The sequence below is a fragment of the Klebsiella sp. 64 genome, from assembly GCF_018223915.1.
Taxonomy (GTDB): Bacteria; Pseudomonadota; Gammaproteobacteria; order Enterobacterales; family Enterobacteriaceae; genus Klebsiella; species Klebsiella pneumoniae.
In genome coordinates this window covers 1-9,165 of sequence record NZ_JAGRQZ010000058.1, presented here as the reverse complement: position 1 = coordinate 9,165, position 9,165 = coordinate 1, and the positions used below count along the sequence as shown (strand labels likewise).

Below are 9,165 nucleotides of genomic sequence, written 5' to 3'. Positions count from 1 at the left end.
CAAAGACGTGTTCGTACACTTCTCCGCTATCCAGGGTAACGGCTTCAAAACTCTGGCTGAAGGCCAGAACGTTGAGTTCGAAATTCAGGACGGCCAGAAAGGTCCGGCTGCAGTTAACGTAACTGCTATCTGATACAAGACCACTCTTCTTGTATAAAAGCCTCGCCTGCGCGGGGCTTTTGCATTTTTATTGCAAAGCATGTCATTTTCCTCCCTCCCGTCGCGTCTTGTTGCAAATACTCAACTTTATTAGCATTGTGTAGCAGTCTGTTTTGCTAATTTTCTGTTAAATCAGTTGGTTGCAAAACAATGCCGGAGCTATGGTGCTAAAGAAAAAAACGAAGTCCGCCGCCAGTTTCACCCCGATTCGCTTCGGGTTACTGTGTGTGGCCATTCTCGGTTGTCTGGGGCTGCTGCTGGTCCGCGTGGGCTGGCTACAAATTATCTCCCCCGATAACCTGGTAAAACAAGAAGATATGCGCTCCCTGCGCGAAGAACCCGTAGCGGTTGAGCGGGGGATGATCAGCGACCGGGAAGGACGGCCGCTGGCGGTGAGCGTTCCGGTCAGTGCTATCTGGATCGACCCGCAGACCACTATGGAGAAGGGCGGTGTGGGCTATGGGCCCCGCTGGCAGGCGATGGCCGAAGCGCTGCACCTCAACCTCGGAGAGCTGGCCCAGCGGGTACAGAGTCATCCCCACGCTCGCTTTCTCTATCTGGCGCGTCAGATCAATCCCGAGCAGGCTGAGTGGATTGATAAACTGCATCTGCCGGGCGTCTACCTGCGCGATGAATCGCGACGGTTCTACCCGGCGGGCCACGTGGCTGCCAATCTGCTGGGCTTTACCAATGTTGATAATCAGGGCATCGAAGGGGTGGAGAAAAGCTTTAACGCCCAGTTGACCGGTAAACCCGGGCGACGTCTGGTGCGTAAAGATAAACATGGCAATGTCATTGAGAACATTACCGAAGTGCCGCCGGTTCCGGCGCATAATCTGCAGCTGAGTATTGATGAACGCCTGCAGACGGTGACGGAAGACGCCCTCGACAACGCCGTCCGCTGGAACAAAGCAGAGTCCGGGGCGGCGGTATTGATCAAAATTGATACCGGCGAGATCCTGGCGATGGCCAGCTATCCGGACTTCAATCCGAACAATCGCGATAGCGCGACGCTGGATGATTTTCGCAACCGGGCCATCAGCGACACCTTCGAGCCCGGGTCGACGGTCAAACCGCTGGTGATCATGACTGCGCTACAGCAGGGGATTGTCCAGCCAGACAGCGTGGTGGATACCCATCCGTTCGTCCTCGATGGCCATCGTATTCGCGATGTGGGCTATTATCCGGAGCTGAGCCTGACCGGGATCCTGCAGAAATCCAGCGATACCGGCGTGTCCCACCTCTCGCTCGCCATGCCGGTGCAGCATCTGATCGATACCTATAAAGCTTTCGGCTTCGGCGAACCGACGGGGCTGGGGTTGACCGGCGAAAGCGCCGGGCTGATGCCGCATCGCCGCTACTGGGGGCAACTGGATCGCGCCACCTTCGCCTTCGGCTATGGTTTGATGGTCACCCCGCTCCAGCTCGCCCACGTCTACGCCACCATCGGCGGCTTCGGCATTGCGCGACCACTGTCGATTACCCGCATCGATCCGCCGGTGATGGGCACGCGGGTGATGCCGGAGAGTATTGTGCATAGCGTGGAACATATGATGGAGAGCGTGGCGCTCCCGGGCGGGGGCGGTACCAAAGCGGCGGTACGCGACTACCGGGTGGCGGTAAAAACCGGCACGGCGAAGAAAATCGGCCCGGACGGCAAATATATCGATAAGTATGTGGCCTATACCGCCGGCGTGGCGCCCGCCAGTCGACCACAGTTCGCGCTGGTGGTGGTGATGAACGATCCGAGCAATGGTTCCTATTACGGCGGCGCTGTGTCCGCGCCGGTCTTCAGCCAGATCATGGGCGATGTCCTGCGGCTGGAGAACGTCATGCCGGACGGCATGCCGCAAGGGGCGGAGAATCTGATCGTAATGCACGATAGCCACCCACAGGGGCCGGCGCTGTAACAGTGGTCTGCAGGGGCGAATAGCGCTACACTTTCGCCCTTTCAGCAACACCGGAGCCGTCATGTCATACAGTTGCCCCCTTTGTCACGCGCCGCTCAGCCGTAGCGACAACCACTATTCCTGCCCGCAGCGGCACCAGTTCGATCTGGCGAAAGAGGGGTACGTCAATCTGCTACCGGTGCAGTTCAAGCGGTCGCGCGATCCCGGCGATAGCGCCGAAATGATGCAGGCCCGGCGGGCGTTCCTCGACGCCGGACATTATCGGCCGCTACGGGATGCTATCGCTGAGCGGCTGCGACATTACGCCCCTACGGATTTACTGGATATCGGCTGTGGCGAGGGGTATTACACCCACGCGTTTGCCGCGATCGCCAGCCGCAGCTGGGGGCTGGACGTGTCGAAGCCGGCGATCCGCGCGGCGGCAAAACGCTACCCGCAGGTGAATTTTTGCGTGGCCTCCAGCCAGCGCCTGCCCTTTTCCGACGCTAGCTTCGACGCGGTAGTGCGCATTTACGCGCCCTGCAACGCCGAAGAGCTGGCGCGGGTGGTGCGTCCCGGTGGTTGGGTGATCACCGCCACGCCGGGTCCCCGTCACCTACTGGAGCTGAAAGGGCTGATTTACGATGAAGTTCGCCTGCATGAGCTGAAGACGGAAGCGATGCCGGGGTTCCGCCTGGAGGCTCAGCAGCAGCTGGCTTACCCGATGATCCTGACGGGAAGTGAAGCGCAGGCCCTGCTGCAGATGACGCCGTTCGCATGGCGGGCTAAAGCCGAAGTGCACGCCGCGCTGCGTCAGCAGCCGACCTTTGGTTGCCAGACCGATTTTATGATCCACTGCTGGCAGCGCGAAGCGTAAAGCTTAACCGGCGAAATGGCTCCAGAGGATTTCGCTGCCGATGCCAATCAGCACGATACCGCCGAGAATTTCGGCTCGTTTGCCAAGCAGCGGGCCGATAAAGCGACCGACCATCATCCCCAGCGTCGACATGATAAAGGTGGCGCAGCCGATCGCCAGCGCGGTGGTCACAATGCTGACCTGCAGGAAGGCCAGACCGACGCCGACGGCCATCGCGTCAAGGCTGGTGGCGAAGGCGGTGGTGACCAGAAGCCAGAAACCATGTCGGTGAGGCGCCTCGCACGCCTCGTCGCTGTCGCCGCGAAAACCTTCGACGATCATTCGCCCGCCGAGAAACACCAGTAAAATAAAGGCAATCCAGTGATTCCACTCGAGGATAAACTGGCTGGCCAGCATGCCAAGCCCCCAGCCGACCAGCGGTGTCAGGGTTTCAATGGCGCCAAAAATCAGCCCGGTGCGTACTGCCTCTGAAAATTTGGGTTTATGCAGGGTGGCGCCTTTGCCGATGGAGGCTGCGAAGGCGTCCATGGACATGCCGAAAGCGAGAAGAATGGTAGCGGATAAATTCATGTGCGTGTCCTGACCGGGGATAATCCATATGACACATCGCTGCCCCCAGTAAACATACGCGGAGCCGCTCAATGGCTGAGCAATACGTACAGCAGTGATGTATCTATGGTCTCGCCTGATTGAATCTCTTCAACCCGTACGTGCCACGTTTTGCAACGAGTATGTTGACACGTACATTTCCTGGCGGGCAGGAAATCGGCTACTCCCCAACGACGGGCGCAACCTTAACATATTTTTAGAATATAAAACAATAACAGAAGAGGGCTATTTTAATAACCAAATGATAACGATTTTCATTTAAATTTATAAGTGAAAAAATAGTTAATAAAAAAGATAAGGTTAGGCGGGAAATATAGCCGTGGCTATAATATTTCTCCGCTGCTAACGGGAATAATATAGCGCTGGCTATATTTTTAAGTCATTGAGTTGTAATGAGAAGTTTGTATATCTTCTCCAGATCGTCGATATTTCGTACGCGTATCAGCAGCCGCCGTTGCTCTAATTGCATCACCAGCACACCGTCCTCGGATAAATTCATCTCTTTAATCCGCTGATATTCTATCCACACGTTGGCGAAGAAAAAGCCGCGCGGTTTAAAAATGATTTTCGGCGTACGGATCCAGAATAAATAGAGCCCCATCAGCGCCAGCGCAGATAATAGCCAGGTGGTGATCGCCGTGCCGTGCTGGGTGATGTTGTTATAGATCAGAATGGCGGTGAGGCCGACAAAGATCATGCCGTCAACGCGACTGCGGCGAAGCAGGGGGATGGCCAGCAGTACCGGGCCGTTTCGCCTCGGCATAATAAACTGGTCATATATCGCGTAGGCCAGTAGCGCAAGGATAAACAGGATGATCACCAGGTCCGTGAAGGTCATTGCTTTGCGTTTCTCCTGATAAAAAAAAGCCGGGGGCAAGCCCCCGGCGTACAGCCTGGAAATTACAGACCCAGCAGGCCGACCGCGTAGCCGGCGATACCGATGACGAAGAAGCCAACGATGATCCACAGCGGGTTAACTTTCTTACGCAGCAGCCACATACAGGCGAAGGTCAACAGCAGCGGCACCAGACCAGGCATCAGCTGATCAAGGATAGTCTGCACCGTGGTGACGTGAACCTGTCCGTCAGAGCCGGTGATTTTTGACACCACCATCGGAATGTTCACATGCGTCCACTTGTTAACCAGCGCCCCCATGACAAACAGGCCGAGGATTGACGCCCCCTCAGTCAGTTTCTGCAGGAAGCCGCCGCCCATATCTTTAACGATATCCACGCCTTTGCGATAACCATAGGCGACACCGTAGTAACGGGTCAGCAGACGCACCGCGTTGAACAGGATAAAGAACAGCAGAGGACCGAGCAGGCTACCGCTCATCGCGATCCCGGCGCCTAAGGCTGCAAACACCGGACGCACGGTACCCCAGAAGATCGGGTCGCCAACGCCGGCCAGCGGTCCCATCAGACCGACTTTGATGCCGTTGATAGCGCCATCGTCAATCTCTGCGCCATTGGCGCGCTGCTCTTCCATCGCCAGCGTTACGCCCAGTACCGGAGCGGCAACGTAAGGGTGGGTGTTGAAAAACTCAAGGTGACGTTTAATCGCCTGCTTACGCGCATCGTTGTTCTCCGGGTACAGACGACGAATCGCCGGAACCATAGAGAAGCAGAACCCCAGCGCCTGCATACGTTCGAAGTTCCATGAACCCTGGAACAGGTTAGAACGAATGAACACGCCACGAATATCACTCTGTGTGAGTTTTTTCTCGGTGGTATTTTTAGTCATATCAACCATTTCGCTCACCTGTTAGTCCAGTTCGTTATCGAGATCGTTGTTACCAGCCGCCTGAGCCGGCGCACCGGCGACGCGGTTATATTTCGGGCTCAGCTGGATGTAGAGGATTGCCATGACCGCACCAATCACGCCCAGGGCCACCAGGTTGAAGTTGGTGAAGGCGGCGGTGACGAAGCCGAGGTAGAAGAACGGCATCAGATAGCCTGCGCGCATCATGTTGATGACCATTGCATAACCGACAACCACGATCATACCGCCGGCGATGTTCAGACCGCTGGTGACCACTTCCGGGATAGCATTCAGCAGGCCCTGAACTTCGCTGGTGCCGACGGAAATCGCCACGATAACGGCCGGGATAGCGATACGCATCGCCTGCAGGAACAGGGACGAGACGTGCAGCCACGACAGGGCGGTCAGGTTGCCATTCTCCGCCGCTTTATCCGCCGCGTGCTGGAAGGCCACGGTGATGGTGCGCACGATGATGGTCAGCACCTGGCCTGCCGCCGCCAGCGGGATAGCCAGCGCGATACCGGCGCCGATGCTCTGATGGCCGGCAATAACCAGGACGGTGGAAATAATGGACGCCAGCGCGGCATCAGGGGCTACCGCCGCACCGATGTTCATCCAGCCCAGGGCTATCATCTCCAGCGTACCGCCGATGATAATACCGGTTTTCATATCGCCGAGAACGGCGCCGATCAGCGTACAGGCGATCAGAGGACGGTGGAACTGAAATTCATCAAGTACCGACTCCATACCCGCAATACACGCGACGATGAACACCAGCACAATCTGAAGAAGGGTAATCTCCATTGTACTTCTCCTGTTGATTAAGTCTTAAAGTGAAAACTGGGGCGCGATCCGCCGGGTTATTTATCAACCTTAGCGATCAGATCCATCATTTTCAGTTTCGGGTCGGTGGACACTTTACGTGCCTCCAGCTCGATACCGCGGGCGTTCAGCTTTTTAAACGCCTCAATATCTTTGGCATCGACTGAAATCGCGTTGTTAACCTGGGTTTTACCCTGGCGGAACGCCATACCGCCGATGTTGACGCTGGTGATTTTCACGCCGCCCTCGACGATACGTTCAACGTCGGTCGGGTTAGTAAACAGCAGCATAACGCGCTGTCCGGCATACTTGGGGTTGTTGTAGACGCGGATCATTTTGGCCACATCCACCACGTGAGCGGTGACGCCCGGCGGCGCAACCTGGGTCAGCAGAGTTTTACGCACGGTATCCGCGGCCACTTCATCACTGACAACGATGATGCGGGTAACGTTGGTCTCTTTGGTCCAGCGGGTGGCGACCTGACCATGGATCAGACGGTCGTCTATACGCGCAAGGCCAATTACCATGTAGTCGTCCGGACCCATGGGTTTGGCCGGTGCGGCGGCTTTTGGCGCTGCGGCAGGCGCGGGCGCAGGGGCCGCTTTTTCCACCGGTTTGGCTTTAAGCGCTTTCACGCCTTCGCTGCCGGTTTCAACCGCTAAGGCGACCAGTTCATCAAAGGAAGGATCGTCGTCGCGGGCCATGAAGGTTTCCACCAGCATCGGGATATTGACGCCGGCGATAACTTCGTAATGCTCTTTATCGACGACAATGCGGCTCGCAGCGTTGAAAGGGCTGCCTCCCCATGTATCGACGAGAAACAGCACGCCTTTACTGGTATCCAGTTTTGCCAACTGGGCGTTGTATTTCTCGATCAACGTTTCGGCATTTTCACCCGGAACGAAATCGATCCAGCCAACGTTTTCCTGCTCGCCCAACAGCATTTCTGCTGTTTTCAGCAGCTGTTCTGCAGCCCAACCATGTGTGCCTATTACAATAGCAATCGTCACTTGCTACCTCCTTTATTATCGTGAATGCATCATCTGCTTTGATACATCCTGAATCACTCTTGAGGACAAAATCGATTCAGTTAGGGTGTAAGATAGAAAATAGTTACTACCGCGAATTATTTTAGACAGTGAAAAAATAATTAATGTGATGAAGATCCGTTAATCACGTATCGTCTGCGAATAATTTTGTAGCGCAAAAAATAGCCTTAGTTATTGCAAATTCAGGTAAATTATTTCCAATTTCGATCTATATTTTGCTATGTTTAACTTCCGTTTAATTACTCAGGAGTATAGGGCATAGCCCGCAGTATGGACCGTCATCGACGTCTTTTCACTTTCTGGCATCTGATTGCCACCTCTACGTATCCCGCATTTCTTTCAGCACCTGGTGTCGCGCCCCTGCATGGCATGGCGATGACTGACCTTGCCGCAAACCGGAGTCGTACATGGAATTGTTAATGGATCCCTCAATCTGGGCCGGCCTGTTGACGCTTATCGTTCTGGAAATTGTGCTCGGTATCGACAACCTGGTGTTTATTGCCATCCTGGCGGACAAACTGCCGCCGAAGCAGCGCGATAAAGCGCGTCTGATCGGCCTGTCACTGGCGCTGGTGATGCGCCTGGGGCTGCTGTCGGTCATCTCCTGGATGGTGACGCTGACGAAACCACTGATTACCATCGCCGATTTCTCCTTTTCCGGGCGCGATCTCATCATGCTGCTCGGCGGGATCTTCTTGTTGTTTAAGGCGACAACCGAGCTGCATGAACGGCTGGAAAACCGCCAGCACGATGCCGGTCACGGTAAAGGCTATGCCAGTTTCTGGGTAGTAGTATTGCAGATAGTGGTGCTGGATGCCGTCTTCTCCCTGGACGCCGTGATCACGGCGGTCGGGATGGTTAACCATCTGCCGGTGATGATGGCGGCGGTGGTGATCGCGATGATCTTGATGCTGCTGGCCTCCAAGCCGTTGACGCGCTTTGTCAACCAGCACCCGACGGTGGTCGTGCTCTGTCTGAGCTTCCTGTTGATGATTGGCCTTAGCCTGGTGGCGGAAGGGTTTGGCTTCCACATTCCAAAAGGGTATCTGTACGCGGCGATCGGTTTCTCGATCATTATCGAGTTCTTTAACCAGGTGGCGCGCCGTAACTTTGTTCGCCACCAGTCGACGCTGCCGCTGCGCGCTCGTACCGCGGATGCCATCCTGCGCCTGATGGGCGGCCGCAAACAGGCCTCCGTCAGCCATGACGCAGACAGTCCAGCCGCGGTGCCCGTTCCCGAGGGCGCCTTTGCGGAAGAAGAGCGCTACATGATTAACGGCGTGCTGACCCTGGCCCAGCGCTCCCTGCGCAGCATCATGACCCCGCGCGGAGAAATCAGCTGGGTCGACGCTGAGCAGAGTGAAGATGAAATTCGTCGTCAGCTGCTGTCGTCGCCGCACAGCCTCTTCCCGGTCTGCCGCGGAGAGCTGGATGAAATCATTGGTATCGTGCGGGCGAAAGAGATGCTGGTGGCCCTGGAGTCGGGGGAAAACGTCGCGGCGCTGGCTTCTGCCTCCCCGGCAATTGTCGTTCCGGAAACGCTGGACCCGATCAATCTGCTCGGGGTCCTGCGTCGGGCGCGCGGCAGCTTCGTCATCGTAACTAATGAATTTGGCGTGGTGCAGGGGCTGGTCACGCCGCTGGACGTCCTTGAAGCCATTGCCGGTGAATTCCCGGACGCTGATGAGACGCCAGAGATTGTCATTGATGGCGATGGCTGGCTTATTAAGGGGTCGACCGACCTGCATGCGCTGCAGCAGGCGCTGGGGCTGGATCCACTGATCAATGACGATGAGGATATTGCCACCGTTGCCGGGCTGGTGATCTCCGCCAATGGTCATATCCCGCGCATTGGCGACGTCGTGTCGCTTCCGCCGCTGCATTTTACCGTAGTTGAAGCGAATGATTACCGGGTCGATCTGGTGCGCGCGGTGGTCACTCGTCCGCCGAGCGACGAAGAAGAGTAATCGCCAGGCTCGCCGGCCGCTGCGGCCGGCGA

The 9,165-nt window shown here is 56.4% G+C and carries 9 protein-coding genes; 4 read left to right on the top strand and 5 right to left on the bottom strand.

Going from position 1 to position 9,165, the window contains the following annotated elements; translation table 11 throughout:
- The 3 genes from KHQ23_RS25900 to rlmA form a co-directional block, all read left to right on the top strand.
- Positions 1 to 133 (top strand): cold shock domain-containing protein (locus KHQ23_RS25900; RefSeq protein WP_022581784.1); only part of this gene is annotated, 133 nt, incomplete at its 5' end.
- Positions 134 to 320: 187 nt separating this feature from the next.
- Complete coding sequence (ftsI, locus tag KHQ23_RS25895) at positions 321 to 2,069, top strand: peptidoglycan glycosyltransferase FtsI (RefSeq protein WP_002910924.1); 1,749 nt, start codon at positions 321 to 323, stop codon at positions 2,067 to 2,069.
- A 61-nt stretch (positions 2,070 to 2,130) separates the two neighbouring features.
- On the top strand, positions 2,131 to 2,925 hold the full coding sequence (rlmA, locus tag KHQ23_RS25890) for a 23S rRNA (guanine(745)-N(1))-methyltransferase (protein ID WP_009307543.1): 795 nt from the start codon (positions 2,131 to 2,133) through the stop codon (positions 2,923 to 2,925).
- Between the two features lie 3 nt (positions 2,926 to 2,928).
- On the opposite strand, the gene mntP is transcribed toward rlmA, so the two are convergent.
- The 5 genes from mntP to manX all read right to left on the bottom strand — a co-directional run bounded on the left by mntP (position 2,929) and on the right by manX (position 7,127).
- The gene (gene mntP / locus KHQ23_RS25885; RefSeq protein WP_002910921.1) at positions 2,929 to 3,495 is read right to left on the bottom strand and encodes a manganese efflux pump MntP; all 567 of its coding nucleotides are present in this window, start codon (positions 3,493 to 3,495) and stop codon (positions 2,929 to 2,931) included.
- Positions 3,496 to 3,913: 418 nt separating this feature from the next.
- On the bottom strand, positions 3,914 to 4,372 hold the full coding sequence (locus KHQ23_RS25880; protein WP_002910920.1) for a DUF986 family protein: 459 nt from the start codon (positions 4,370 to 4,372) through the stop codon (positions 3,914 to 3,916).
- Between the two features lie 62 nt (positions 4,373 to 4,434).
- Positions 4,435 to 5,286, bottom strand: coding sequence for a PTS mannose transporter subunit IID (locus KHQ23_RS25875; protein ID WP_004145526.1), 852 nt, complete (start codon positions 5,284 to 5,286; stop codon positions 4,435 to 4,437).
- A 12-nt stretch (positions 5,287 to 5,298) separates the two neighbouring features.
- Positions 5,299 to 6,099 (bottom strand): PTS mannose/fructose/sorbose transporter subunit IIC, encoded by an 801-nt coding sequence (locus KHQ23_RS25870; RefSeq protein ID WP_002910918.1) that lies wholly within the window; start codon positions 6,097 to 6,099, stop codon positions 5,299 to 5,301.
- Between the two features lie 56 nt (positions 6,100 to 6,155).
- Complete coding sequence (manX, locus tag KHQ23_RS25865; protein ID WP_004184651.1) at positions 6,156 to 7,127, bottom strand: PTS mannose transporter subunit IIAB; 972 nt, start codon at positions 7,125 to 7,127, stop codon at positions 6,156 to 6,158.
- 446 nt (positions 7,128 to 7,573) lie between these two features.
- Between manX and yoaE the strand changes: the two genes are divergently transcribed.
- Positions 7,574 to 9,133 carry a CNNM family cation transport protein YoaE gene (gene yoaE, locus KHQ23_RS25860; protein WP_004145524.1) on the top strand — a complete coding sequence of 520 codons (1,560 nt, stop codon included), beginning with the start codon at positions 7,574 to 7,576 and terminating at the stop codon, positions 9,131 to 9,133.
- Positions 9,134 to 9,165: the final 32 nt, after the last annotated feature.

Excerpts from the sequence above, each read along its gene's own strand:
- ftsI (WP_002910924.1), top strand. The coding sequence starts at position 321 with ATGGTGCTAAAGAAAAAAACGAAGTCCGCCGCCAGTTTCACCCCGATT.
- rlmA (WP_009307543.1), top strand. The coding sequence starts at position 2,131 with ATGTCATACAGTTGCCCCCTTTGTCACGCGCCGCTCAGCCGTAGCGAC.
- mntP (WP_002910921.1), bottom strand. The coding sequence starts at position 3,495 with ATGAATTTATCCGCTACCATTCTTCTCGCTTTCGGCATGTCCATGGAC.
- KHQ23_RS25880 (WP_002910920.1), bottom strand. The coding sequence starts at position 4,372 with ATGACCTTCACGGACCTGGTGATCATCCTGTTTATCCTTGCGCTACTG.
- KHQ23_RS25875 (WP_004145526.1), bottom strand. The coding sequence starts at position 5,286 with ATGGTTGATATGACTAAAAATACCACCGAGAAAAAACTCACACAGAGT.
- KHQ23_RS25870 (WP_002910918.1), bottom strand. The coding sequence starts at position 6,099 with ATGGAGATTACCCTTCTTCAGATTGTGCTGGTGTTCATCGTCGCGTGT.
- yoaE (WP_004145524.1), top strand. The coding sequence starts at position 7,574 with ATGGAATTGTTAATGGATCCCTCAATCTGGGCCGGCCTGTTGACGCTT.